The organism is Kitasatospora sp. NPDC042419 (assembly GCF_056437345.1).
On sequence record NZ_JBWKAW010000007.1, the window covers coordinates 107,847 to 132,864 of the forward strand.

Sequence of the window (25,018 nt, forward strand, 5' to 3'; positions counted from 1 at the left end):
TCTCGCCTCGCGCCTGTCCGCCTGTCCGCCTGTCCGCCTGCCCCGGAGCCCCGCCATGCCCGCCCCGACCGCACCGGTCACCCCGACCACCCCGGACGCCGCAGCCGCCCCCGCCGCCCGCCGGACCGCCCCCGCCGCCCGACGCCCCCTGGTACGGGCCCGGCTCGCCGCCACCCGGCTCTACAGCCGGCTGCTGATGCGCCGCCCGCCCGCCGACTGGTCGGCGCCGCTCGCCGACGGCCGCTACGGCCCGGCCGAACCCGCCGACGAGCGGCCCGTCACCCTGCTCATGCTGGGCGACTCGCTCGCCCGGAGCCTCGGCGCCGGCCGCCCCGAGGAGACGCTCGGCGCCCGGCTCGCCCAGGCCCTCGGCGAACGGCTCGACCGGCCGGTCGAGCTGCGCGTCCTCGCCCGGGTCGGCGCCACCACGACCGGCCTGAGCCACCAGGTGGCCAGGGCGGCGCGGTTGCGGCCCGGGCTCGCGGTGGTGATCGTCGGGGGCAACGACGTCCTCCTCCCGCTGCCCCTCGGCCGCTCGGCCCGCCGCTTCGCCCTGCTGCTCGGGCGGCTCCGCGAGACCGGTTGGCAGCCGGTCGTCGTGCCCTGCCCCGACCCCGGCCACGCGCCCGGCTTCCGCATCCCCGCCCGCCTGCTCGGCGGGCACCGCTCCCGGCGCCTCGCCCGCCGGCAGACCCGCGCCGCCGAGCGCTCCGGCACGCAGCTCGCCCCGTCCTCCGGCCCCGAGTTCCGGGACCGCGCGGACCTGCTCGGCCCCGACGGGGTCCACCCCAGCCCCCGGGGCTACGCAGAGCACGCCGCCCGCATGCTCCCCGCCCTCCTCGCCGCCGCCGCCCGGCTGCCCGCGGCCGGGGCGACGGCGACCGCGGCCGCGGGCGGCCCGGCGACGGCCACCGCCTGAGCGCCGGTGGGGCGTCAGCCGTCCGCACACCCGCGCCCGCGCCCGCACCCGTCGGGGGAGCCGGCGCGGGCGCGGGCGGACGGGCGGCGGCTACCCGACCTCGACGGCCTCCAGCTGCACCGCCCGCGCCGCGGTGGCCGCCCGGACCAGCGCCTGCATCACCCGGAGGTCGTCGCCCTGCTCCGGGTGCCACTGCACGCCCAGCGTGAACCCCGGCCCCTCCACCGCCTCCACCGTCCCGTCCGGCGCGTGCGCGCCGACCCGCAGGCCCGCACCGAGCCGGTCCACCGCCTGGTGGTGGAAGGTGGGCACGGTCAGCTCGGGCTCCGGAAGCAGCCCGCCGAGCAGCGTCCCGGGCACCGGCCGCACCACGTGCGTCCCGTACTTGCCGGGCGAGCCGGTGTGCACGTCCACCGCGACGACGTCCGGCAGGTGCTGCACCAGCGTCCCGCCGCAGACCACGTTCAACACCTGCATGCCCCGGCAGATGCCCAGCAGCGGCATGCCGGCCGCGAGCGCCGCCCGCAGCAGCGCGCACTCCCAGACGTCCCGCTCGCCCGTGTCCACATCGGTGAGCGGGTGCGGCCGCTGCCCGTAGTAGGCCGGGTCGATGTCCGGCCCGCCCGCGATGACCAGGGCGTCCAGCCGGGCCAGCACCTCCGGCGCCCGCTCCGGGGCGTCCGGCGGCAGCAGCACCGCGATCCCGCCCGACTCCCGTACGTACGAGGTGTACCGCTCGGGCACCAGGGCCACCCGGCGGTCCCTCCAGTCGCTCCAACTCGCGTCCACCAGATAGGTGCTGACGCCGACAAAAGGCCTGCGATCCATGGCGGGCATTCTCCTCCCGCACCACCCGATACACCGCCAACCACGCATATCGGCGCGCCACACCCGCCCGCCCTCTTCCGTGCTGTCAGTGGCAGGCCGTACGGTTCGCTGTGACCGAACGATCTCGCAGCGTGATGGAGGAGGAGGCCGGCCATGTCCGACCACGCCGCCGCGCCCGGCAGCGCCGCCGCGCCCGCAGGAGCCACCCCGGGTGCGCCGCCCCGCGCCCCGCTCCCCCTGGACGAGCTGCGCGCCCTGGTCGACGCGGGCGAGATCCACACCGTCGCCCTCGCCTTCACCGACATGCAGGGCCGGCTCCAGGGCAAACGCTTCGCCGCCCGATTCTTCCTCGACGAAGTGGCCGAGAACGGCGCGGAGGCCTGCGACTACCTGCTCGCCGTCGACGTCGACCTCAACACGGTGGACGGCTACGCGCTCTCCTCCTGGGAGACCGGCTACGGCGACTTCACGATGCGCCCCGACCTCGCCACCCTCCGGCTCACCCCCTGGCAGCCCGGCACCGCCCAGGTCACCGCCGACCTCGCCCGGCACGGCGGCCGCCCGGTCGAGGCCGCACCCCGCCAACTGCTGCGCCGCCAGATCGAGCGGCTGGCCGAGCACGGCCTGGCCGCCGACATCGGCACCGAGCTGGAGTTCCTGGTCTTCCGCGACACCTACGAGCAGGCCTGGCAGGGCGGTTACCGCAGCCTGACCCCGGCCAACCTCTACAACGTCGACTACTCGCTGCTCGGCACCGCCCGGGTCGAGCCGCTGCTCTCCCGGATCCGCACCGAGATGGCCGGCGCCGGCTTGGTCGTGGAGTCCGCCAAGGGCGAGTGCAACCTCGGCCAGCACGAGATCGCCTTCCGCTACGCCGACGCCCTCACCACCTGCGACCAGCACAGCGTCTACAAGACCGGCGCCAAGGAGATCGCCGCCCAACTCGGCTGCGCGCTCACCTTCATGGCCAAGTACGACGAGCGCGAGGGCAACAGCTGCCACATCCACCTCTCGCTGCGCGACGCCGTCGGCGCGCCGGCCTTCGCCGACGCCGACGGGCGGATGACCGACACCATGCGGCACTTCCTGGCCGGGCAGCTGCTCGCCCTGCGCGAGTTCACCCTGCTGTACGCGCCCAACATCAACTCCTACAAGCGGTACCGCCCGGGTTCCTTCGCCCCGACGGCGGTCGCCTGGGGCCGGGACAACCGCACCTGCGCGTACCGGGTGGTCGGCCACGGCCCGGGCCTGCGGATGGAGAACCGGGTGCCCGGCGGGGACGTCAACCCCTACCTCGCGGTGGCCGGCATGATCGCCGCGGGGCTGCACGGGGTACAGCAGAAGCTGGAGCTGCCCGCACCCTGCCTGGGCAACGCCTACGCCGTCGACGACTACGCCCGGGTGCCCGGCTCGCTCCGCGAGGCGGCCGACCTGTGGGGCGCCGGCGAGACGGCCCGGGCCGCGTTCGGGGACGACGTGGTCGAGCACTACCTGCACATGGCCAGGGTCGAACAGGCCGCGTACGACAGCGCCATCACCGACTGGGAGCGCTACCGATCCTTCGAGCGGATGTGACCACCATCGAGACCACCAACGGCACCGCCGGCACCACCGGCACCACCACCGAGACCGCCGACCCCGCGGGCCCGAGCACCGGGCCCGCCACCTCCACCGTCCTCAACCCCGCCACCGGCGAGACCCTGGCCACCCTCCCGGACACCACCCCCGACCGGCTGGACGCCGCCGTCCAGCGGGCCGTCAAGGCGCAGCAGGGCTGGGCCGCCCTCGCCCCCGGCGAACGGGCCCGCCTGCTGCGGCGCTTCGCCGACCAGGTCGAGGTGCACATCCCCGAACTCGCCGCCCTGGAGGTCGCCGAGGCCGGCCACACCACCGGCACCGCCCGCTGGGAGGCGGGCAACGTCCGCGACCTGCTGGAGTACGCGGCCGGCGGCGTGGAGCGGCTGACCGGGCGGCAGATCCCGGTGGCCGGCGGCCTGGACGTCACCTTCCACGAGCCGATCGGCGTGGTCGGGGTGATCGCGCCGTGGAACTCCCCGATGCCGATCGCCGCCTGGGGCTTCGCGCCCGCCCTCGCCGCCGGGAACGCCGTCCTGCTCAAGCCCGCCGAGGCCACCCCGCTCACCGCGCTGCGGCTGGCCGAACTCGCCCTCGCCGCCGGGCTGCCCGAGGGCCTGTTCCAGGTCGTCCCGGGCGCCGGCCCGACCACCGGCAGGGCCCTGGTCGACCACCCGGCCGTCCGCAAGATCGTCTTCACCGGCTCGACCGCCGTCGGCAAGGAGGTCGCCGCCCGCTGCGCGGCCCGGGCCAAGCGGGTCACCCTCGAACTCGGCGGCAAGAGCCCCAACATCGTCTTCGCCGACGCCGACCTCGCGGGCGCCGCCGACCCGATGTCCTTCCTCGACAACAGCGGCCAGGACTGCTGCGCCCGCAGCCGGATCCTGGTCCAGCGCGAGGCCTACGACGACTTCCTCGCCCTGCTGCTGCCCGCCGTCGAAGCGGTCCGCACCGGGGACCCGACCGACCCGCGGACCCAGCTCGGCCCGCTGATCTCGGCCGCCCAGGTCCGCCGGGTGGCGTCGTACGTCACCCCCGACCTGCCGGTGCTGGCCCGCGGCACCGTGCCGGACGGCCCCGGCTTCTGGTACCCGCCGACGGTGCTGGCGCCGACCGACCCGCAGGTGCCCGCGGTCACCGAGGAGATCTTCGGCCCGGTCGCCGTCGTGCTGCCCTTCGAGGACGAGGAGGACGCCCTGCGGCTCGCCAACGCCACCCGCTACGGCCTCTCCGGCTCGATCTGGACCAGGGACGTCGGCCGGGCGCTGCGCCTGGCCCGGGGCGTCGCGGCGGGCAACCTCTCCGTCAACTCGCACTCCTCGGTGCGCTACTGGACGCCGTTCGGCGGATTCGGGGAGTCCGGCGTCGGCCGGGAGCTCGGGCCGGACGCGCTGGCCCACTTCACCGAGACCAAGAACGTCTTCATCCGGACCGAGGAGTAGGAGCACACCGTGACCCGGAAGTCCCAGGACGCCCAGGAGTCCGACGCCCCGGTCTGCCGGCGGCTGGTCGGCCGTACCGCCGTGATCACCGGGGCCGGCAGCGGCATCGGCCTGGCCACCGCGCGCCGGCTCGCCTCCGAGGGAGCGCGGGTGGTCTGCGCCGACCTCGACGAGGCCACCGGCAAGGCGGCCGCGCAGGAGGTCGGCGGCCTGTTCGTGCACACCGACGTCACCGACCCGTACATGGTCGAGGCGCTGTTCGACGAGGCCTACGAGACGTACGGCAGCGTGGACGTCGCGTTCAACAACGCGGGCATCTCCCCGCCGGAGGACGACTCCATCCTGACCACCGGGCTGGACATGTGGCGCAAGGTCCAGGAGGTCAACCTGACCTCGGTCTACCTCTGCTGCAAGGCCGCGCTGCCCTACATGCGGAGGCACGGGCGCGGGTCGATCATCAACACCGCCAGCTTCGTGGCCCGGATGGGCGCGGCGACCTCGCAGATCTCCTACACCGCCTCCAAGGGCGGGGTGCTGGCGATGTCGCGTGAGCTGGGCGTGCAGTTCGCCCGGGAGGGGATCCGGGTCAACGCGCTCTCGCCCGGGCCGGTGGACACCGCGATGCTCCGGGAACTGTTCGCCAAGGACCCGGAGCGGGCGGCCCGGCGGCTGGTGCACATCCCGCTCGGCCGCTTCGCCCGGCCGGAGGAGATCGCCGCCGCGGTGGCCTTCCTCGCCAGCGACGACTCCTCCTTCATCACGGCGAGCGAGTTCCTGGTCGACGGCGGGATCTCGGGGGCCTACGTGACCCCGCTGTAGCGGCTCCGAGGGCCCGCGACCGGGCTTCCCGTCCGGCTTCCGTCCGGCCTCCGTCCGGTCCCCGCCGCGCACGGCGGGGACCGGACGGAGGCCGCCGGGGACGGCCGTCCGGACGGTGCGCGGGCCCGCCCGATCCGGCCCGCGCCGCTTCTCACCGTAATCTCATGGAAAATGCCGGGAATTCGGTGTCCAGCTGATATCGCGTTTATCCGGTTCCCTTTAGATTCTCTGTCGTGAGCGAGCAGATTCCCGCCGGGTGGTACCCGGACCCGAAGGACATCACCAGCGATCCGCGACCGCAGCGCTGGTGGGACGGCACGGGCTGGACGGCCAGCACCCGGCCCGCACCCTCGGACGCGCCGACGCCGCCGGAGCCCCCGGCGGGCGGTGCTCCGGGGTCGGACGCGACCGCCGAGACCCGGGTGCTGGAGGGGGAGGTGCTGGAGGGCGGGCCGTCGGTCCGCTACCCGGAGCCGCCCCCCTTCGGCACCGCCTACGGCTCGCCCGTGCCGCCGCCCCCGAAGCGGCGGCGCCGGCCGTCCAAGCTGGTCGTCGCCGCGACGGTGGCGGCCCTGCTCGGGCTGGGCGCCGGGTCGGGCATCACCTACCTGGCGATGGACGACCACGGGGAAGAGCGCCGGTCGGCCCGGCCCGTCCCGCAGGACGGGACCTACGGCGGGGGCCCGTGGCGGGGCCTGCCGGACTTCGGCGGCCCCGGGGACCAGGGCCGGGGGAACGGTGACAACGGCAACAACGGGAACGGCAACGGGAACGGGAACGGGAACGGCAAGGGCAACGGCGGCGGGGGTGACAGCAAGGGCGGCAACGGCGGCAACGGCGGTAGCGGAGGCCAGGGCGGCGGCACCGCCAAGGGCGGCGACAAGGCCGTCGACGTGGTGAACCGCCTCGTCCTGCCCGTCCCGTCCGGCTGGGAGGGCGGCACCACCCGGGACGGCTTCGCCGCGCTCAGCATCGGCCAGTACGAGTGCGAGGGCGGCGGCTCCTGCTCGCTCGGCGGTGCCAACACGGGCCGGATCGCCGGCGGCGGCACCGACGTCCAGACGGCCGCCAAGGCCGACATCGAGAAGGCGGCCAAGGACTCGTACAACGAGATCGTCTCGCACGAGGAGCTGAAGTCCGAGGCGGTGAAGGTCGACGGCCGGGACGGCTACCTGGTCCGCTGGAAGGTCGACGCGGCGAAGGGCAACGACGGCTACGTGCAGACCGTGGTCTTCCCGTCCGCCGACGGCAAGTCGCTGGTCTCGGTGCACCTCGGCTTCGACATCACCGCCAAGGCGCCGGAGGTGTCGCTGATGGACACCATCGTGAAGGGCATCGACGACTACAGCGGCAAGCTGCCGGCCATCCCGGGCTTCCCCGGCGGGCCCGACGACGGTGGCGCCGGCACCGCGACGACCTGACCGCCGGCCTGCCGGACCCGCACCGGGACCGTGCCGGACCCGCACCGGGCCCGGCAGGCCGACGACACGGGGACGACGCGGGGACGACGAGCCGCGGCCCCGCGCACCCAGCGCCCGTCCGCACGGACCGCGCACCACTCCGCTCACGCACGGCGGCGGCCCGCCCGGAACACTCCGGGCGGGCCGCCGCCGTTCACGGCGTGGTGGAACATCGCCGGGGCCGGGACCTCACGGGGGTAGGGCGGTCCGGCCCCGGCATCCGGCAATCAGCCGTCGTGTCGAACAGCCTCGACCCGACGGCGCCGGAGCACCATGCCCGCCCAGCCGACGCCGACCGCGGCGGCACCGGCGAGCAGCAGCGGGCCGGTGGCCGAGCCGCCGCCCACCGCGGCACTGTTGGTCGGTACGACCGCGCCGGCCGGCTCGTTGGCGTTGCCGCCGTGCCCGTGGTGGGCCACGGTGGACTTGGCCAGGCCCGCGGAGATCTGCTCCTCGCTCGGCGCGGCGGGGGCCTGCGCGGTGAGCGCGGCGGCCTGGCCGGCCACCGCCGACTTGCCGAAGTCGACGTCGGAGCAGCTGTAGAAGGCCTCGGGGCTGTCGGTGCGCTGCCAGACCATGTAGAGCAGCTGGCGGCCGGTGCGCTGCGGCAGGGTGCCGCTGTAGTTGTAGTAGCCGTTGTCGGAGGTCCGGCTGGTCGGCACCTGGGCGACCGGGACCGCGTCGAGGTCGGACCACTTCAGCGGCTTGGTCGGGTCCCAGCTCTGCTTGGTGATGTAGATGGTCTGGTTGCCCTGGTGCGCGGCGGTGACCCGGAACTTGAAGTCGACCTTGCCGGCGGTGACCGCGGTGGCCGGCCAGTCGGCGCGCGGCAGGTCGAGGGCCTTGTACTTGTCGCGGCCGGCGGAGCAGAGCTTGCCGTCCGGGATCAGCGCCTGGTGGTTGCCGGCGGCGTTGGCGAGGTTGACCTCGTTCCAGTCGTACAGCGGCTGGGTGCCGCTGAGGGCGACGAGGTCCTTGCAGATCTGCGACTTGGGGGTCTCCGGGCCCTCCGCGTAGCAGGCCGCGACCCGGCTGACCGGGTTGGTGACGGTACCGTGCGCGCCCGCGGTGCCGATGCCGGTGACCGAGACGGTGAGGACCGCGGCGCCGATGACGCCGACGGACATGACGGTTCGCTTCATGGACATGGGGTGGGGACTCCTTGACCGTGTTCCCGGGCCGAAGATGTGGGGGAGTGCCGGACACGTCTGTCCGAGGGGCCCGCCGACCCGGCGCGCCGGCCCCTGAGCTGAGCGTATGATTGGACTAGACCAGCTGGCAATAGGCCGTTGTGGGCCACTTTTTGACGGACTGTAGCCCTGCGAGCAGCACAAAGGCCCGATCGGACGCCGGAGTTAGGCATCCCATCGGGCCTTCTTAAGGTGCGGCCAAGGTTCGCCGCCCACGCGGGTGGCCGGTGGGTCGGCAGTGGGTCGGCGGTGCGTCGGTGGCGGGCCGGTGAGGGGTCGGCGGCAGGCCGGCCGCGGGTCGACGGTGCGTGGACGGTGCGTGGGGCCGACTCAGAGGAAGGTCTGCCGCTCCCCCCGGTAGGTCGGCACGGTGTCCACCACCGAGTCCCCCTCGACGAGGTGCAACTCGGAGAACCGCTCGCACAGTTCGCCGGCCTTGGCGTGCCGGAACCAGACCCGGTCCCCGATCAGCAGGTCGTCCGCGGCGGAGCCGAGCAGCGGGGTCTGCACCTCGCCCGCGCCCTCCATCGGGTCGTAGCGCAGCCCCGACGGCAGGTACGGCACGGGGGAGCGGTCCGGCCCGGCCGCCCCCGACGCCGGGTAACCGCCGCCGAGCACCGTCACCACGCCGACGCCGGGCCGGCGCACCACCGGCTGGCCGAACAGCGCGGCCGGCCGGCCCTGGAACGCCCGGTAGTTGTCGAAGAGGCGCGGCTGGTACAGCCCGGAGCCGGCCGCCACCTCGGTCACCGCACGCTCCGCCGCCGTCGACTCGACGCTTCCGGTGCCGCCGCCGTTGACGAACTCCAGGTCCGCGACCCGGCGCAGCAGCCGGACCGCCTCCGCCCGCCGCCCGGCCAGCTCGGCGCGGGCCGTGGACTGCATCAGCCGGATCAGCCGGGAGCGGACCGGCCGCCCGGGCACCGCGTCGCCCACCCCGGCGACGTGCCCCTCGTACGCCATCAGTCCGACCACCCGGAAGCCCCGGCGGCGCTGGACCAGTTCGGCGAAGGCGGCCAGGTCCTCGGGGGAGCGCAGCGGCGAGCGCCGGGCCCCGACCCGGACCCGCCCGCCCAGCAGGTGCAGCGCGGTGTCCAGTTCCAGGCAGACCCGCACCTCGGCGGAGCCGGTCCGCGCCGCGTCGACCAGGTCCAGCTGGGCCGGGTCGTCCAGCAGCACGGTGACGGCGGCGGCCAGCTCCGGGTCGGCCGTCAGCTCGGCGAAGCCCGCCCGGTCGGTGGAGGGGTAGGCGAGCAGGACGTCGCGCAGGCCCGAGCGCGCCAGCCAGAGCGACTCGGCGAGGGTGAAGCTCATCACCCCGGCGAAGCCGTCGGTGGCCAGCGCCCGCTCCAGCAGGGCCCGGCAGCGCACCGACTTGCTGGCCACCCGGATCGGTTTGCCCGCCGCCCGGCGCACCAGGTCGGCGGCGTTGGCGTCGAACGCCGCCAGGTCGACGACGGCCACCGGGCCGTCCAGGTGGGCGGTGGCCCGGTCGTACCGGGCGCGGTCGGCCGCCGGGGAGGACGCGGCGGCGGCGCGGGCAGCAGCTTCGAGGGTGGCCATGGCCGCAGACTGCCACACCGCGCTACCGGCCGGTAGGGGTTGGAAGGGGGTGTGTCGGACGCGCGCGTGGGGACCTTCGGTCCGTGGGCGGGGCCCGCGCGGTGGCATAGGGTCGGCCGGGTGGACCGCAAGAACATCCCCAACCCCGGATTCGCCGCCGACGACGGTGCCGCCGACCCTGCGCTGGCCGCCGCGCTCGCCCGCTGGTCGCAGGACCGCACGGCCGAGCCGCAGGTGCTCGCAGCGCTCGCGCCCACCCGGCTGATGGTGCCGATCGTGGCGATCCTCGGCGAGGTGGAGCTGGACGAGCACGGGCACCGGCACGAGAAGACCAGCGACATGGCCGTCCCCGTGGTCGAGGCCGCCGACGGCCGCCGCGCCCTGCCGGCCTTCACCTCGCTGGAGACCCTGGCCCGCTGGCGCGCCGACGCCCGCCCGGCGCCGGTGGCCGCCCCGCAGGCCGCGATGGTCGCCTTCTCCGAGCGCGCCGACACCCTGCTGATCGACCCGGCGGGCCCGGTCGCCTACCAGCTGTCCGGCGCCCGGCTGCGGGCGCTGGCGGAGAACCGGCCGTACCTGCCGCCGGTGGCCGATCCCGAGGTGCGGGAGGCGGTCCGGGCGCTGCTCGCCGCCGAGCCCGCGGTGGTGCGCGGTCTGCTGGCGCCGTACCAGGACGCGGACGGCCTGCTCGCGGTGGTGCTGGACGAGGGGCTGGACCAGGCCGGGGTGCAGGAGGCCGCCCAGCGGGTCGGGCGGGCGGTCGCCGCCGACCCGGTGCTGCGGGTCCGGCTCGACCGGGGCCTGAGCCTGGCGGTGCTGCCCGCGGACGCCGGGCTGCCGGGGGAACCGCTCTACCAGCGGTAGCCGCCGGTCGGCAGTCGGGAACCCGCCGGGCCGCAGGCGTCCGGCGGCTACCGCCGGCCGGGCCCCGCGATCCAACGCGGTGGCCCCCTCGGAACCCGGTTCCGAGGGGGCCACCGCACTGCCGTCACCGCACTGCCGTCACCGCGTTGCCGCCGCCGTGCGGCGCGAGGGCTCAGGGCTCAGGGGTCGGGCGTAGGGCTCAGGCGTAGACCGGGCCGGTGAACTTCTCGCCCGGGCCGGAGCCCGGGGCGTCCGGGACGAGGGAGGCCTCGCGGAAGGCCAGCTGGAGCGAGCGCAGGCCGTCCCGCAGCGGCGCGGCGTGGAAGTTGCTGATCTCCGGGGCACCGGCGGTGACCAGGCCGGCCAGCGCGGTGATCAGCTTGCGGGCCTCGTCGAGGTCCTTGTCCTTCTCGCCGCCCTCGGCGAGGCCGCACTTGACGGCGGCGGCGCTCATCAGGTGCACCGCGACGGTGGTGATCACCTCGACGGCGGGGACCTCGGCGATGTCCCGGGTGAGGTCGTCGAAGCCGATCGCCTCGTCGTCCGCGGCGGGGTTCTGGGTGGGCTCGCTGCTCAAGGGGGGCTCGTTCCGTCGTGCCGGTCTCCGTACAGAGGGAGCGTACAAGGGGTGGCGCGGAGGGGCGGAATAGTGTTCTGCACCGCGGCGCTGTATGATTCGAGACTGACCGGCCAGACGTCCTCACGGGCGTCGGGCCAGCAAGTGGAGGCTCCACCACAGGAGGCCCGAGAGGGCAACCGCGAAAGTCTCCCACCCGATCGGCCTCGCGGTCGACGGGTCCGGTCCGCGACGGGCGCCCAGGCGCCGAGTCGCCCGCAGCGCCCCTCACCGGGCGTCGCCCCCGGTTGTGTGGAGCCCCGCTTGTACCGAGCGGGGCTTTTTTCGTGTCGCGGTGCATGCAGTGCCTACCAGCAAGTCAGGCAGCGCAGCACGAATGAAGCCCCGCCCAGTGGTCGAGTCCACTACGTGCGACCGCCGTCCGACGGCCGCATCGCAGAAGGTGCAACCGAGGAGGCCCCATCAGCACCGAGCCCCGCATCAACGACCGGATTCGCGTCCCCGAGGTGCGACTCGTCGGTCCCAGCGGCGAGCAGGTCGGCATCGTGCCGCTTGCCAAGGCGCTGGAGCTCGCGCAGGAGTACGACCTCGACCTGGTCGAGGTCGCGGCGACCGCCCGGCCGCCGGTGTGCAAGCTCATGGACTACGGCAAGTTCAAGTACGAGTCGGCCATGAAGGCCCGTGAGGCGCGCAAGAACCAGGCGCACACGGTCATCAAGGAGATGAAGCTCCGGCCGAAGATCGACCCGCACGACTATGACACCAAGAAGGGTCACGTCGTCCGGTTCCTCAAGCAGGGCGACAAGGTCAAGATCACGATCATGTTCCGCGGTCGTGAGCAGTCCCGCCCCGAGCTGGGCTTCCGACTGCTTCAGCGGCTCGCCGACGACGTCCAGGACCTGGGCTTCGTCGAGTCCTCGCCGAAGCAGGACGGCCGTAACATGATCATGGTTCTCGGCCCGCACAAGAAGAAGACCGAGGCGATGGCCGAGGCCCGCGCGCTCGCCGACGCCCGCAAGGCCGAGCGTCAGGGCCGGACCACCGGCCCGGACGCCGCCGCGGCCGACGACGACGACGCAGCGCTTGAGGCAGAGAACGCCGCCGCCGAGGCGGAGGCCGACGAGATCGACGAGGCCGACGACGCCGACGTCGAGGCCCCCGCCGAGGTCGAGCAGCCGGCCGAGGCCTCCCAGGGCGCCTGAGCCTTCACCGGCGAGGGCTGTCCGGGAGACCGGCCACCACGGAGACGGGGCGCCCCGCCCGGTCACCGCAGATCCATCCTTCACGCCCGCGCGGCGCACACCGCGCGGGCGTGGACGGACCGACGAGGAGATACGGCGAAATGCCGAAGCAGAAGACGCACAGTGGCGCCAGCAAGCGCTTCAAGATCAGTGGCTCCGGCAAGGTCCTGCGCGAGCGCGCCGGCCGCCGCCACCTCCTGGAGCACAAGCCCTCGACGCTGACCCGCAAGCTGGCCGGCACCGTCGAGCTGGCCCCCGCTGACGCCAAGAAGATCAAGAAGCTTCTCGGCAAGTGATCGCCCTCCCGCCCGGCGCGAGCCGCGTGCGGGGCAGCTGATCCTTCCCGACCCATTCGAATGACGGACCACGTGAAGTAGTCCGTGGTCCAACCCAAGGAGTAATCAAGTGGCACGCGTCAAGCGGGCAGTCAACGCCCACAAGAAGCGCCGGGTCATCCTGGAGCGCGCCAGCGGCTACCGCGGCCAGCGCTCGCGCCTGTACCGCAAGGCCAAGGAGCAGGTCACCCACTCGCTGGTCTACAACTTCAACGACCGCAAGAAGCGCAAGGGCGACTTCCGTCAGCTGTGGATCCAGCGCATCAACGCTGCGGCCCGTGCCAACGGCATCACCTACAACCGCTTCGTGCAGGGCCTGAAGGCCGCCAGCGTCGAGATCGACCGCAAGATGCTTGCCGACCTCGCCGTCAACGACCCGGGCGCGTTCGCCACCCTGGTCGAGGTGGCCCAGAAGGCGCTGCCGGCCGACGTGAACGCCCCGAAGGCCGCCGCCGACGCCGCCTGATCTTCCTGGATCAGTTGAGTTGAGCTGACCGGACCCGCAGGCTCGATCCTGCGGGTCCGGTTTTGCGTTCCGACCGCCACCGGTCCGCACAGAGTCCGCACAGAGACGAGATCATGCCGAGCACCGACACCCCCTTGCTGACCTCCCTGCGCTCGCCCCGCGTGGTCGCCGCCCGGCGCCTCGCCAAGCGGAACCAGCGGGGCAAGGAACGCCGCTTCCTCGCCGAGGGCCCGCAGGCCGTCCGTGAGGCGATCGCGTTCGGGCGGCTGCCGGACTCGGGCGAGCACGCCGTCGTCGAGGTGTACGCCACCCCGGAGGCCGCCGAACGGCACGCGGGGATCGTCGACGCCGCCCTCGCCGAGGGCCTGCCGGTGCTCACCGCCACCGACGAGGTCATCGCCGGGATCTGCGACACCGTGACCCCGCAGGGCATCGTCGCGCTCTGCCGGTTCATCGACACGCCGTTCGACGAGGTGCTCGCCGCCCGCCCCCAGCTCGTCGCCGTGCTCGCCCACGTCCGGGACCCCGGGAACGCCGGCACCGTGCTGCGCACCGCCGACGCGGCCGGCGCCGACGCCGTGGTGCTCACCGACGCCTCGGTGGACCTGTACAACCCGAAGGCCGTGCGGGCCTCGGTCGGCAGCCTGTTCCACCTGCCGGTCGCGGTCGGCGTGCCGGTCGAGGAGGCCATCGGGCGGCTGCGGGACGCCGGCGTCCGGGTGCTCGCCGCCGACGGCGCGGGGGAGCGCGACCTCGACCAGGAGCTCGACGAGGGCACCCTCGGCGCGCCCGGCGCATGGGTGTTCGGCAACGAGGCGTGGGGGCTCCCGGAGGAGACCCGCGCGCTCGCCGACGAGGTGGTGCGCGTACCGATCCACGGGCACGCCGAGAGCCTCAACCTGGCCACCGCCGCCGCGGTCTGCCTCTACGCCTCCGCCCGGGCCCAGCGCTCGCCCGGCGGGTGCCGCGCGGCGGGGTAGCCGCCCCCACAAGTCGTCGCGGACCCTATGACCGGGCGCTGCGAGACGCTAGGGTCTGCCTCGGTGGGGGGAAAGACACGGTGGGTAATCGGGGAGGACACCCATGGTCGGCAGCGGGCCAGAGCTCGACCCGGACGACCTGCCGGACGGCCTGGTGGTCGCCGACGCCCTGGGCCGGGTGGTCCGCTTCAACCGCGCCGCCGCCCGGCTGACCGGCATCCTCCCGCAGGCCGCCCTCGGCAGCGCGCTGGAGGACGCCCTCCCGCTGGAGGACCTCGACGGACGCCGCTGGTGGCAGCTGACCGACCCGTACGGCGGCCTGGCCATCCGGACCAGCCAGCCGGAGCGCAACCTGCTGCTCCCCGGCGGCCGCGAGGTGCTGGTCTCCGCCCGGTACGTCCGCGCGCTCCCGCAGGGGCCGCTGGAGCGGCTGGTGATCGCCCTGCGCGGCACCGAGGCGCGCCGCCGCACCGAACGCAGCCACGCCGAGCTGATCGCCACCGTCGCCCACGAACTCCGCTCGCCGCTGACGAGCGTCAAGGGGTTCACCGCGACCCTGCTGGCCAAGTGGGAGCGGTTCACCGACGGGCAGAAGCGGCTGATGCTGGAGACCGTCGACGCCGACGCCGACCGGGTCACCCGGCTGATCGCCGAACTGCTGGACATCTCCCGGATCGACGCCGGACGGCTGGAACTGCGCAAGCAGGTGGTCGACCTGGCCGCCGCCGTCCGCCGGCACGTCGAGCGGAAGGTCGCCACCGGCATCCCCGAGGACCGCTTCGACATCCGCGTCGCCGAGCCGCTGACCGTCCTGTGGGCCGACCCGGACAAGGTCGACCAGGTGCTCGCCAACCTGCTGGAAAATGCCGTGCGCCACGGCGAGGGGACTGTCACCATCGAGGTGGCACCGGCCAAGGAGGTCGTCGAGGCACCCGTCTGGGAGCGCCCCGGCACCCCGCCCCGCATCGTGGAAGGCACAGCGGTCACCGTGAGCGACGAAGGCAGCGGCATCCCCGAGGACTCGATGCCGCGCGTCTTCACCCGCTTCTGGCGCGGCTCCAAGCGCGGCGGCACCGGCCTCGGCCTCTACATCGTCAAGGGCATCGTGGAGGCCCACGGCGGCTCGATCCGCGTCGACCGCGCGCCCGGCGGCGGTGCCCGGTTCCGATTTATCCTGCCCTCCGGGGTGCCCGACTTCATGCTCTGAGAGAGAGCTGAACGACCGGCGGACCACGCTGGGAACGGCCCCCGGACGGGCTTCACGGCAGCCGCGCCACGCGCTGCGACTACACTCGACCTTTGGCGTTGTGGGACGCCCTGCGCGGTCGTGCCGCGGACACCCCATCCTCCCCGCGCGGAGATCCCCCGGATCGCCCCGCCCGGAGAGCGGGCTGCCCGCGCCCCGGCCACGACGGGCGTGACGCGATGGGACCCTCCTGCCCGCTGGCGGGCCAGGAGGGAGCGAGCCCCCCTTACCTGAGCACGGACGAGCAGGAGCACGGGAAAGATAGAGATGTCGGCACCCAACAAGTCGTACGACCCGGTCGAGGTCGAGGCCCTCAAGCCCGAGGTGGTGGAGGCGGCCCGGGACGAGGCCGTCGCCGCGTTCGCCGCCGCCACCAGCCTCGACGAGCTGAAGCAGGCCAAGGTCGCCCACACCGGCGACCGTTCCGCGCTCTCCCTCGCCAACCGCGAGATCGGCGCCCTGCCCCCGCACGCCAAGGCCGCCGCCGGCAAGCTGATCGGCCAGGCCCGGGGCGCCGTCAACCAGGCGCTCGCCAAGCGGCAGACCGAGCTGGAGGCGGAGCGCGACGCCCGCGTGCTGGTCGAGGAGGCGGTGGACGTCACGCTGCCGTACGACCGCACCCCGCGCGGCGCCCGCCACCCGCTGACCACGCTGGCCGAGCGCATCGAGGACACCTTCGTCGCGATGGGCTACCAGGTCGCCGAGGGCCCCGAGGTCGAGGCCGAGTGGCTCAACTTCGACGCGCTCAACCTCGGCCCGGACCACCCGGCCCGGTCCATGCAGGACACCTTCTTCGTCCAGGCCCCGGACGGCTCCGCCGACTCCGGCGTGGTGCTGCGCACCCAGACCTCCCCGGTCCAGGCGCGCACCATGCTCGACCGCGAGCCCCCCGTGTACGTCGTCTGCCCCGGCCGGGTCTACCGGACCGACGAGCTGGACGCCACCCACACCCCGGTCTTCCGCCAGGTCGAGGGCCTCGCCGTCGACGAGGGCATCACCTTCGCCGACCTCAAGGGCACCATCGAGCAGCTGGTCTCGACCCTGATCGGCGACGGCCTGGAGCTGCGCTGGCGGCCCTCGTACTTCCCGTTCACCGAGCCGAGCGCCGAGATCGACCTGCAGTGCTTCGTCTGCCACGGCGAGTCGGTCGGCAACCCCGACAAGCCCTGCCGGACCTGCGGCTCCGAGGGCTGGATCGAGCTCGGCGGCTGCGGCGTCGTCAACCCCCGGGTGCTGGTCGCCTGCGGCGTCGACCCCAACCGCTACAGCGGGTTCGCCTTCGGCCTGGGCCTGGAGCGGATCCTGATGAACCGTCACAACGTCGCCGACATGCGCGACATGGTCGAGGGTGACGTGCGTTTCACCCTCCCGTTCGGGATGGAGATCTGATGCGCGTCCCGCTTTCCTGGCTGCGCGAGTACGTCGACCTGCCGGCCGGCGAGACCGGCCGTGACGTGGCCGAGCGCCTGGTCCGGGCCGGCCTGGAGGTCGAGACCGTCGAGCAGCTCGGCGGCGACCTCAAGGGCCCGCTGGTGGTCGGCGAGGTGCTCTCCATCGAGGAGCTGACCGGCTTCAAGAAGCCGATCCGGCACTGCTTCGTCAACGTCGGCGACGCCAACGGCACCGGCGCCCCGCAGGAGATCGTCTGCGGCGCGACCAACTTCGCCGTCGGCGACAAGGTCGTCGTGGTGCTCCCGGGCGCCGTGCTGCCCGGCCCGTTCCCGATCGCCGCCCGCCAGACCTACGGCCACACCTCGGCCGGCATGATCTGCTCCGCCCGCGAGCTGGGCATGGGCGACGACCACGACGGCATCATCGTGCTCCCGCCGGAGTACGAGCCCGGCACCGACGCCATCGAGCTGCTCCAGCTCGTCGACGAGGTGCTCGACATCGCCGTCACCCCGGACCGCGGCTACTGCCTGTCCATGCGCGGCGTCGCCCGCGAGGCCGCCGCCGCGTACGGGCTGCCGCTGGCCGACCCGGCGCTGCTCGACGTGCCGCCGGCCAACTCCTTCGGCTACCTGGTGAAGGTCGCCGACCCGGCCGGCTGCGACCGGTTCGTCGCCCGCACCGTGATCGGCCTCGACCCGGCCGCCAAGTCCCCGATCTGGCTCCAGCGCCGCCTGCAGAAGTCGGGCATCCGCCCGATCTCGCTGGCCGTCGACATCACCAACTACGTGATGCTGGAGGTCGGCCAGCCGCTCCACGCCTACGACAAGCAGCGCGTCGACGGCCCGATCACCGTCCGCCGCGCGGAGCAGGGCGAGACCCTCACCACGCTGGACGGCGTCAAGCGCGCGCTGTCCCCCGAGGACCTGCTGATCTGCGACAACAGCGGCCCGATCGGCCTGGCCGGCGTCATGGGCGGCGCCTCCACCGAGATCCTCGACCCGGCCGCGGGCCCGGGCACCACCGAGGTGATCATCGAGGCGGCGCACTTCGACCCGGTCGCCATCGCCCGCGGCGCCAAGCGGCACAAGCTGCCCTCCGAGGCGTCCAAGCGCTTCGAGCGCGGCGTCGACCCGGAGGCCGCCCGCGCCGCCGCCCAGCGCGCCGTCGACCTGCTCGTGCTGATCGCCGGCGGCACCGCCGAGGCCGGTGTCACCGACATCGCCGCCCCGCACCCGGTGCGCACCATCACCATCGCCGCCGACCTGCCCGACCGCGTCGCCGGCACCGGGTACGGCCGCGAGACCGTCACCCGGCGCCTGCAGGAGATCGGCTGCTCGGTCGCGGGCGCCGACGTCCTGGAGGTCACCCCGCCGACCTGGCGCCCCGACCTCACCGACCCGTACGACCTCGCCGAGGAGGTCATCCGGCTGGAGGGCTACGACAACGTGCCCGCCCGGATGCCCACCGTGCCGCCGGGCAAGGGCCTGACCGAGGCCCAGCGGATCCACCGCCGGGTCGGCGTGGCGCTGGCCGGCGCCGGCTACGTCGAGGTCAACAACTACCCGTTCGTCGGCGAGGCCGCCTTCGACGGGCTCGGCCTGGAGAAGGACGACCGCCGCCGCCGCACGGTCAAGCTCGTCAACCCGCTCAACGACGAGGAGCCGGCGCTGCGCACCACGCTGCTGCCGGGCCTGCTCGGGGCGCTGCGCCGCAACGTCGGCCGCGGCAACACCGACCTGGCGGTCTTCGAGACCGGCACGGTCTTCCTGCCCAAGGACGAGCTGTCCGTCGCGCCGCGCCCGGCCGTCGACCGCCGCCCCAGCGACGAGGAGCTGGCCGCGCTGGACGCCGCGCTGCCGCACCAGCCGCGCCGGGTCGCCGTCGCGCTGGCCGGCGAGCGGCTGCCGTCCGGCTGGTGGGGCAAGGGCGCCGGGGCCTCCTGGGCGGACGCCGTCGAGGCGGCCCGCACGGTGGCCCGCGCCGCCGGTGTCGAGCTGACCGTGCGCCAGGGGCAGCTGCTGCCCTGGCACCCGGGCCGCTGCGCCGAGCTGGTCGTCGCCGGGACGGACCGGGTGGTCGGCCACGCCGGCGAGCTGCACCCGCGCGTCGTCAAGTCGCTGGGCCTGCCCGAGCGGACCTCGGCGATGGAGCTCGACCTCGACCTGCTGACCGCCGACGGCGCCGAGCGGGTCTCCGGCCCGGCGGTCTCCGGCTTCCCGGTGGCCACCCAGGACGTCGCGCTGATCGTCGACGCCGCCGTGCCGGCCGCCGACGTGGAGGCCGCGCTGCGGTCGGGCGCCGGTGAGCTGCTGGAGGCCATCCGGCTGTTCGACGTCTTCACCGGCGAGCAGGTCGGCGAGGGCCGGAAGTCGCTGGCGTACGCGCTGCGGTTCCGCGCCGCGGACCGGACGCTGACCGCCGACGAGGCGACCGCCGCCCGCGAGGGGGCCGTCGCCGAGGCCGTCGCCCGCACCGGGGCGGTGCTGCGCGGCGCCTGATCCGCGCCCGCCCGAAGGGCCCCCGCCCGGACGTCTCCCGTCCGGGCGGGGGCCCTTCGGCATGACCGGGGGCATGACCGGGGAGGGGCTCGGGGGTGGGCTTGGGGGCGGGGCGGGGGCGGACTCGGGCCGCGGGGGCGCGCGTCCCGGGTCGCGCGCCCCCGCCCGCCCGGGGCGTTCCGCCCGGACCCGGCCCTCGCGGGGGTTCCCGGGCCGGGCGGTTTGAAGTGATTCCGTCAAAGCCCTTGCGGACGTGCTCCGGTGGGCGCTATCTCTTAGTTAGGAAAGTTTCCTAACTCCCATGGTGCCCGGGTACCCCCTGCCCGGGCCGAGGAAACGGAGCGTCAGATGCGCCTCAAGCACCGCACCGCGGGGATCGCCCTCGCCGCCCTCCTGGTCGCCGCCCCGGCCACGGTGGCGGCCGCCGGGGTCGGCCACGCCGCGGGAGCCGCGCCCGCGGCCGCCGCCCGGATCAACCCCGTCGGCCTGGACGACCCGCACAAGAAGGACATCGCGATGCAGCTGGTGTCCAGCGCCGAGAACTCCTCGCTCGACTGGAAGTCCCAGTACAAGTACATCGAGGACATCGAGGACGGCCGCGGCTACACCGCCGGCATCATCGGCTTCTGTTCCGGCACCGGTGACATGCTCGAACTCGTCGAGCACTACACCGACGTCAAGCCCGGCAACATCCTCGCCAAGTACCTCCCCGCGCTGCGCAAGGTCAACGGCACCGAGTCGCACGCCGGCCTCGGCTCCGCCTTCGAGCGCGACTGGGCGACCGCCGCCAAGGACACCGTCTTCCAGCAGGCCCAGAACGACGAGCGCGACCGCGTCTACTTCAACCCGTCCGTCAACCAGGCCAAGTCCGACGGCCTGCGCGCGCTCGGCCAGTTCGTCTACTACGACGCCATCGTCATGCACGGCCCCGGCACCAGCTCCGACAGCTTCGGCGGCATCCGCAAGGCCGCGATGAAGAAGGCCAGGACCCCCGCCCAGGGCGGCGACGAGGCCACCTACCTCAAGGCCTTCCTGGACGCCCGCAAGGTCGTCATGAAGCAGGAGGACGCCCACTCCGACACCAGCCGCGTCGACACCGCGCAGCTGGTCTTCCTCAACGCCAGGAACTTCGACCTCAACCCGCCCCTGAAGTGGAAGGTCTACGGCGACAGCTACGCCATCAACAGCTGACCCCCACCCGCCGAGCCGCGGGAGCCCGCTCCCCCCGGGCCCCGCGGCCGGCCGGGAAATCGGATGACGGTCGAACAGGCGTACTGGTAGCGTCCGGGACGTGTCCAAGCTGAACCAGATCATCGCCGTCGAAAAGGGCGTCAAGTCCAAGTCCTTCCAGGAACTGACGCAGTCCCACCAGGACCTGCAGAAGCCCGCGTTGCTGGCCGGCATCTCCCGGACCTACCAGCCCAAGGACGAGGAGGGCGAGCAGCTGCCCCCCGAGTCCACCCGCGTCCAGGTGAAGACCGAGGACGTCCTGCGGGCGACCGCCGCGACCCTGACCCGGCTGTTCGACGTCACCGCGACCAAGGACTGGGCCAACACCACCGCCCGCGCCGACGTCGTGGTCGACGGGCGGACGCTGGTCCCCGACGTCCCGGTCACCTACCTGCTCTTCCTGGAGAAGCAGCTCACCGACCTGCGGACCTTCGTCCGCAAGCTGCCGGTGCTGGACGCCGCCGAGGCCTGGAACCACGACGCCTCCACGGACTCCTGGAAGACCGAGGCGGTGCGCACCATCCGCACCAAGAAGGTCCCGCGCAACCACGTGAAGGCCGAGGCGACCGAGAAGCACCCGGCGCAGGTCGAGGTGTACTACGAGGACATCGCCATCGGCTACTGGACGACCGTGAAGTTCTCCGGCGCCCTCCCGGCCCGGCGGGTGAACGAGCTCCTGGAGCGGGTCGAGAAGCTCCAGCAGGCCGTCCAGTTCGCCCGCGAGGAGGCCAACGGCGCCGAGGTCACCGACCGCAGGGTCGGCGACGCCGTGTTCGGCTACCTGTTCGGGTAGCCCCTAGATCGCCCCCGCGTGAGAGCGGGGGTGGCGCGAAGAGCGCAAGCTGACACTGATGTTGAAGCTGACATCAGGGGAGACGTGGAGGTTCGAGTCCTCCCCCCGGCACCACACGCCGGGGTGGCCCAACTTGGCAGAGGCAGCCCCTGTGAAACTCAGACTCTCGCTCAAGTCTCAGCATTCGCCGCCGAGCGCCGGATCGACCGGGTGTGTGCTACAGCGTGGGTTGCGGGTTCGACTCCCGTCTGCGCCTCTCCGTGGCGCGGTAGCTTCAATGGCAGAGCAACGCTGTAAAACTGACCCACACCCTTAAACGTGCCGGTGCAGAGCAATTGGGTGGCACCTCAGGGGCCCGGGAGCTGGATACCGCTCCCGGGCCCCGTCACGTGCCCTCCCCCTCACGTGGCCTCCCCGTCACGTGCCAGCCCCCTCACGTGCCCGCCCCGCCGCGGGTCAGGCGGTGGCGGTGTAGTCGTAGAAGCCGCGGCCGGACTTGCGGCCGAGCAGACCGGCGTCCACCATCCGGGACAGCAGCGGGGGAGCGGCGTACAGCGGCTCCTTGTACTCGTCGTACATCGACTCGGCGATCGAGACGATGGTGTCCAGACCGATCAGGTCGCACAGCCGCAGCGGGCCCATCGGGTGGGCGCAGCCCGCCTCCATGCCCTTGTCGATGTCGGACGCGGTCGCCACACCCGACTCGAACATCCGGACCGCGGACAGCAGGTACGGCACCAGCAGGGCGTTCACCACGAACCCGGCCCGGTCGCGGGCGCGGATCGGCTCCTTGCCGAGCGCCCCGGTGGCGAACGCCTCGGTCCGCTCCGTGGTGGTCGCGGACGTGGTCAGGGTCGGGATCACCTCGACCAGCTTCTGCACCGGCGCCGGGTTGAAGAAGTGCAGGCCGATCACCTGCTCCGGGCGGGAGGTGGCCGCGGCCAGCTTCACGATCGGGATCGACGAGGTGTTGGAGGCGAGGATCGCGTCCCGGCGCTCGACCACCTGGTCGAGGGTCTGGAAGATCTTGACCTTGACGTCCTCGCGCTCGGCCACCGCCTCGACCACCAGGTCGCGGTCGGCGAAGTCCGCCAGGTCCACGGTGAAGGAGAGGCGGCCCAGCGCCTCGTCGTGCTCCTCGGGCGTGAGCTTGCCCCGCTTGACGGCGGTGTCCAGCGAGTTGGTCAGCCGGGTGCGGCCGAGCTCCAGCGCCTCCCCGGTGGCCTCCGCGACCAGGACGTCCAGCCCCGCCCGGGCGAACACCTCCGCGATGCCCGACCCCATCAGGCCGCAGCCGATCACTCCGACACGCGCGATGTCACTCACTCAGTTGCCCTTCGGTGGTGCTGGGGATCGCCCAGCGACAGGTGGTCCAGCAAGCTGTTGTCCAGCGGGGCGGGTGCACGGTAGGTGTGCACCGGTGCACCGCCCCGACGACGTTACTACTCCGTACCGGCCAGTAGGTCATCCCCTCCCCGGGGTCGGACCGGCCGCCCCGCGCCCCGCCCCGCGCGCCGCCCAGCGACCGCCCGGCGGCTGCGCCGGACGGGTGAGCCCGCCCGCGTCCTGCGTGCGCCCCGGAGCCGCCCCGCCCCCGGCCGGACAGAATGCGGGACGGTCTGCACGCAGGCGAAGGGAGCACGGGGATGCCGACGGGATCGCTCAGAGGGCAGGTCGCCCTGGTCACCGGCGCCGGCCGGGGGATCGGCCGGGAGATCGCCATCGGCCTCGCCGCCGAGGGCATGGCCGTCGGGCTGGTCGGCCGCACCCACGAGACCCTCACCGAGACCCTCAAGGAATGCGTCCGGCACGGCGCGCGCGGCGTCGCCGTCACCGCCGACGTCACCCGGCCCGGCTCCGTCCGGGAGGCCGTCCGCGTCGTCGAACGCGACCTCGGCCCCGTCGACCTCCTGGTCAACAACGCCGGCCAGGTCGACCGCGCCGAGGTCCCGCTCTGGGAGACCGACGCCAACCAGTGGTGGCAGGTCGTCGAGGTCAACCTGCGCGGCCCCTACAACCTGCTGCGCTGCGTCCTGCCGGGCATGGTCCGGCGCCGGACCGGGCGCGTGATCAACCTCAACTCCGGCTTCGCGCTGCGCCCCGACGGCACCTACACCGCGTACAGCACCTCCAAGGGCGCGCTGCTGAAGCTCTCCGACAACCTCGCCGACTCGCTCGCCGAGCACCACGTCGTCGTCCTCGACATCAGCCCCGGCGCGGTCGCCACCGACATGACCGCCGGCATGCCGATGTTCCGGGACACCAAGGAGTGGGGCTCCATCGCGTACATGGTCGCCGTCACCGTGGACGCCGCCCGCGGCCGCTTCGACGGGCTGCACGGGCGGTTCATCCACGCCGGACGGGACGACCTGGAGGTCCTGGTCAACCGTGCCGCGGAGATCCGCGAGGCGGACGCCCGCACGCTCCGGCTCCGCCCGTACGGGCCGGACGACCCGATGGGCTGACCGCCGCGGTTCGGACCTCGCCGCCGCCCCGGCCGGCTGCGGCCTCCCGGCCGGTCCCGGTCCCGTGCCCCGGCGGCCCCGTGCCCCGGCGGCCCCGTGCCCCGGCGGCCGCCGGGCCCGCGGCTCAGAGCGCGGCGAGCGCCTCCAGTTCCTCCCCGGTGAGCGAGCCCGGCGCCCGCCCGGCCCGGGCGAACCCGCCGGCCAGCCGCCGGAGCGCCTCGTTGAGCGGCGCCGCCACCCCGTGCAGCCGGGCCAGCAGCACGATCTCGCCGTTCAGGTGGTCGGCCTCGATCGACCCGGTGCCGCGCGCCAGGCTCTGCCAGGACGAGGAACCGGTACGCCCCTCGCCCGCGACCGGTTCGAGCCGCAGCGCCTCCCGGGCCTGCCGGACCTGTTCGGCCGGGTCGTGGTGGGGGATGCCGGCGGCGGCCAGCACCGCGGCGCCCTCGGCCGTCACCCGGTCGCGCAGTACGCCCAGCGGGCCGCCCTCGATCCGCCCGGCCACCGCGTCCAGCGCGTTGGCCAGGTTGCCGAGCAGCTTGGTGTACTTCCAGCGCATCACGTCGGCCTCCACCGGCGCGCTGAAGCCGGACCCGGCGAGGTCGGCGGCGACCGCCGCGGCCCGCCCGCCGCCGGTGCCGGCCGGGTAGCCCCCGAGCCGCAGCACCCCGCTGACCGGGGTCCCGTTGGCGCTCACCCGGCCCGGCTCCAGGTGGGTGGACGGCATCCAGACGCACATGCCCAGCACCTCGCGGAACAGCCGCAGCGCCAGCCGCTCGTTCTCCACGCCGTTCTGCGCGCAGACCAGCGGCAGCCGCTCGCCGGCCGTACCGCCGCCGGCCACCGGGCGGGGAGCCCACGCGGCGAGCAGGGCGGCGCTGTCCTGGGTCTTCACGGCGAGGACCAGCACGTCGTCCGGGCGCAGCTCCAGCTCGTCGGGCCCGCCGACCGCGGGTATCGGCAGCGTCCGGGCGCCCTCCGGGGTGCCGAACCGGAGGCCGGCCTCCCGCAGCGCGGCCAGGTGCGCGCCGCGCGCCACCAGGACCACCTCGTGCCCGCCCTCGTGCAGCCGGGCACCGATCGTGCCGCCCACCGCACCCGCCCCGATGATGATGTAGCGCATCCGGGAAGCATG

22 protein-coding genes are annotated in these 25,018 nt (G+C 74.0%); 16 read left to right on the plus strand and 6 right to left on the minus strand.

Annotated features, from left to right (window positions below; translation table 11 throughout):
• Positions 1 to 55: 55 nt before the first annotated feature.
• The gene (locus tag AC067J_RS16515) at positions 56 to 919 is read left to right on the plus strand and encodes an SGNH/GDSL hydrolase family protein (protein ID WP_478299726.1); all 864 of its coding nucleotides are present in this window, start codon (positions 56 to 58) and stop codon (positions 917 to 919) included.
• 90 nt (positions 920 to 1,009) lie between these two features.
• Here AC067J_RS16515 and AC067J_RS16520 read toward each other — a convergent pair whose 3' ends face one another.
• On the minus strand, positions 1,010 to 1,747 hold the full coding sequence (locus AC067J_RS16520) for a gamma-glutamyl-gamma-aminobutyrate hydrolase family protein (RefSeq protein WP_478299728.1): 738 nt from the start codon (positions 1,745 to 1,747) through the stop codon (positions 1,010 to 1,012).
• A gap of 153 nt (positions 1,748 to 1,900) precedes the next feature.
• Between AC067J_RS16520 and AC067J_RS16525 the strand changes: the two genes are divergently transcribed.
• From AC067J_RS16525 to AC067J_RS16540, 4 genes are all read left to right on the plus strand, one after another.
• Positions 1,901 to 3,322: a glutamine synthetase family protein gene (locus AC067J_RS16525; RefSeq protein WP_478299730.1), complete on the plus strand. Its 1,422-nt coding sequence runs from the start codon at positions 1,901 to 1,903 to the stop codon at positions 3,320 to 3,322.
• A 125-nt stretch (positions 3,323 to 3,447) separates the two neighbouring features.
• Positions 3,448 to 4,764: an aldehyde dehydrogenase family protein gene (locus AC067J_RS16530; protein WP_478300091.1), complete on the plus strand. Its 1,317-nt coding sequence runs from the start codon at positions 3,448 to 3,450 to the stop codon at positions 4,762 to 4,764.
• 9 nt (positions 4,765 to 4,773) lie between these two features.
• Positions 4,774 to 5,583, plus strand: a complete 810-nt coding sequence (locus AC067J_RS16535) for a 3-oxoacyl-ACP reductase (RefSeq protein ID WP_478299732.1) — start codon at positions 4,774 to 4,776, stop codon at positions 5,581 to 5,583.
• Between the two features lie 233 nt (positions 5,584 to 5,816).
• Complete coding sequence (locus AC067J_RS16540; protein WP_478299734.1) at positions 5,817 to 7,004, plus strand: DUF2510 domain-containing protein; 1,188 nt, start codon at positions 5,817 to 5,819, stop codon at positions 7,002 to 7,004.
• Positions 7,005 to 7,270: 266 nt separating this feature from the next.
• Here AC067J_RS16540 and AC067J_RS16545 read toward each other — a convergent pair whose 3' ends face one another.
• Both AC067J_RS16545 and AC067J_RS16550 read right to left on the minus strand, forming a co-directional pair.
• Complete coding sequence (locus AC067J_RS16545; protein WP_478299736.1) at positions 7,271 to 8,191, minus strand: lytic polysaccharide monooxygenase auxiliary activity family 9 protein; 921 nt, start codon at positions 8,189 to 8,191, stop codon at positions 7,271 to 7,273.
• A gap of 372 nt (positions 8,192 to 8,563) precedes the next feature.
• The gene (locus tag AC067J_RS16550; RefSeq protein WP_478299738.1) at positions 8,564 to 9,796 is read right to left on the minus strand and encodes an amino acid deaminase/aldolase; all 1,233 of its coding nucleotides are present in this window, start codon (positions 9,794 to 9,796) and stop codon (positions 8,564 to 8,566) included.
• A 120-nt stretch (positions 9,797 to 9,916) separates the two neighbouring features.
• On the opposite strand from AC067J_RS16550, the gene AC067J_RS16555 reads away from it, so the two are divergent.
• Positions 9,917 to 10,660 carry an SseB family protein gene (locus tag AC067J_RS16555; RefSeq protein ID WP_478299740.1) on the plus strand — a complete coding sequence of 248 codons (744 nt, stop codon included), beginning with the start codon at positions 9,917 to 9,919 and terminating at the stop codon, positions 10,658 to 10,660.
• A gap of 199 nt (positions 10,661 to 10,859) precedes the next feature.
• Here AC067J_RS16555 and AC067J_RS16560 read toward each other — a convergent pair whose 3' ends face one another.
• Positions 10,860 to 11,237, minus strand: a complete 378-nt coding sequence (locus tag AC067J_RS16560; protein ID WP_478299742.1) for a DUF1844 domain-containing protein — start codon at positions 11,235 to 11,237, stop codon at positions 10,860 to 10,862.
• Between the two features lie 461 nt (positions 11,238 to 11,698).
• Between AC067J_RS16560 and infC the strand changes: the two genes are divergently transcribed.
• The 9 genes from infC to AC067J_RS16605 all read left to right on the plus strand — a co-directional run bounded on the left by infC (position 11,699) and on the right by AC067J_RS16605 (position 21,418).
• A complete protein-coding gene (infC, locus tag AC067J_RS16565) occupies positions 11,699 to 12,439 on the plus strand; it encodes a translation initiation factor IF-3 (RefSeq protein WP_478300093.1) in 741 nt (246 codons plus the stop codon).
• A gap of 140 nt (positions 12,440 to 12,579) precedes the next feature.
• Positions 12,580 to 12,774: a 50S ribosomal protein L35 gene (gene rpmI / locus AC067J_RS16570; protein WP_030055648.1), complete on the plus strand. Its 195-nt coding sequence runs from the start codon at positions 12,580 to 12,582 to the stop codon at positions 12,772 to 12,774.
• Between the two features lie 109 nt (positions 12,775 to 12,883).
• Positions 12,884 to 13,279, plus strand: a complete 396-nt coding sequence (rplT, locus tag AC067J_RS16575; protein WP_327675850.1) for a 50S ribosomal protein L20 — start codon at positions 12,884 to 12,886, stop codon at positions 13,277 to 13,279.
• A gap of 113 nt (positions 13,280 to 13,392) precedes the next feature.
• A complete protein-coding gene (locus AC067J_RS16580; protein ID WP_478299743.1) occupies positions 13,393 to 14,259 on the plus strand; it encodes a TrmH family RNA methyltransferase in 867 nt (288 codons plus the stop codon).
• Between the two features lie 103 nt (positions 14,260 to 14,362).
• Positions 14,363 to 15,466 carry a sensor histidine kinase gene (locus tag AC067J_RS16585; RefSeq protein WP_478299746.1) on the plus strand — a complete coding sequence of 368 codons (1,104 nt, stop codon included), beginning with the start codon at positions 14,363 to 14,365 and terminating at the stop codon, positions 15,464 to 15,466.
• 306 nt (positions 15,467 to 15,772) lie between these two features.
• A complete protein-coding gene (gene pheS / locus AC067J_RS16590; RefSeq protein WP_478299748.1) occupies positions 15,773 to 16,894 on the plus strand; it encodes a phenylalanine--tRNA ligase subunit alpha in 1,122 nt (373 codons plus the stop codon).
• Positions 16,894 to 19,395 (plus strand): phenylalanine--tRNA ligase subunit beta, encoded by a 2,502-nt coding sequence (gene pheT / locus AC067J_RS16595; RefSeq protein ID WP_478299750.1) that lies wholly within the window; start codon positions 16,894 to 16,896, stop codon positions 19,393 to 19,395. Before pheS ends, pheT begins: the two co-directional genes overlap by 1 nt.
• 348 nt (positions 19,396 to 19,743) lie before the next feature.
• Positions 19,744 to 20,586 carry a chitosanase gene (locus AC067J_RS16600; RefSeq protein ID WP_478299751.1) on the plus strand — a complete coding sequence of 281 codons (843 nt, stop codon included), beginning with the start codon at positions 19,744 to 19,746 and terminating at the stop codon, positions 20,584 to 20,586.
• A 100-nt stretch (positions 20,587 to 20,686) separates the two neighbouring features.
• Positions 20,687 to 21,418 carry a DUF7873 family protein gene (locus tag AC067J_RS16605; protein ID WP_478299753.1) on the plus strand — a complete coding sequence of 244 codons (732 nt, stop codon included), beginning with the start codon at positions 20,687 to 20,689 and terminating at the stop codon, positions 21,416 to 21,418.
• Between the two features lie 456 nt (positions 21,419 to 21,874).
• Here the strand turns inward: AC067J_RS16605 and AC067J_RS16610 are convergent, their stop codons facing one another.
• A complete protein-coding gene (locus AC067J_RS16610; RefSeq protein WP_478299754.1) occupies positions 21,875 to 22,744 on the minus strand; it encodes a 3-hydroxybutyryl-CoA dehydrogenase in 870 nt (289 codons plus the stop codon).
• A 320-nt stretch (positions 22,745 to 23,064) separates the two neighbouring features.
• Between AC067J_RS16610 and AC067J_RS16615 the strand changes: the two genes are divergently transcribed.
• Positions 23,065 to 23,883, plus strand: a complete 819-nt coding sequence (locus AC067J_RS16615; protein WP_478299755.1) for an SDR family NAD(P)-dependent oxidoreductase — start codon at positions 23,065 to 23,067, stop codon at positions 23,881 to 23,883.
• Positions 23,884 to 24,007: 124 nt separating this feature from the next.
• Here AC067J_RS16615 and AC067J_RS16620 read toward each other — a convergent pair whose 3' ends face one another.
• Complete coding sequence (locus tag AC067J_RS16620) at positions 24,008 to 25,006, minus strand: ketopantoate reductase family protein (protein ID WP_478299757.1); 999 nt, start codon at positions 25,004 to 25,006, stop codon at positions 24,008 to 24,010.
• Positions 25,007 to 25,018 lie beyond the last annotated feature (12 nt).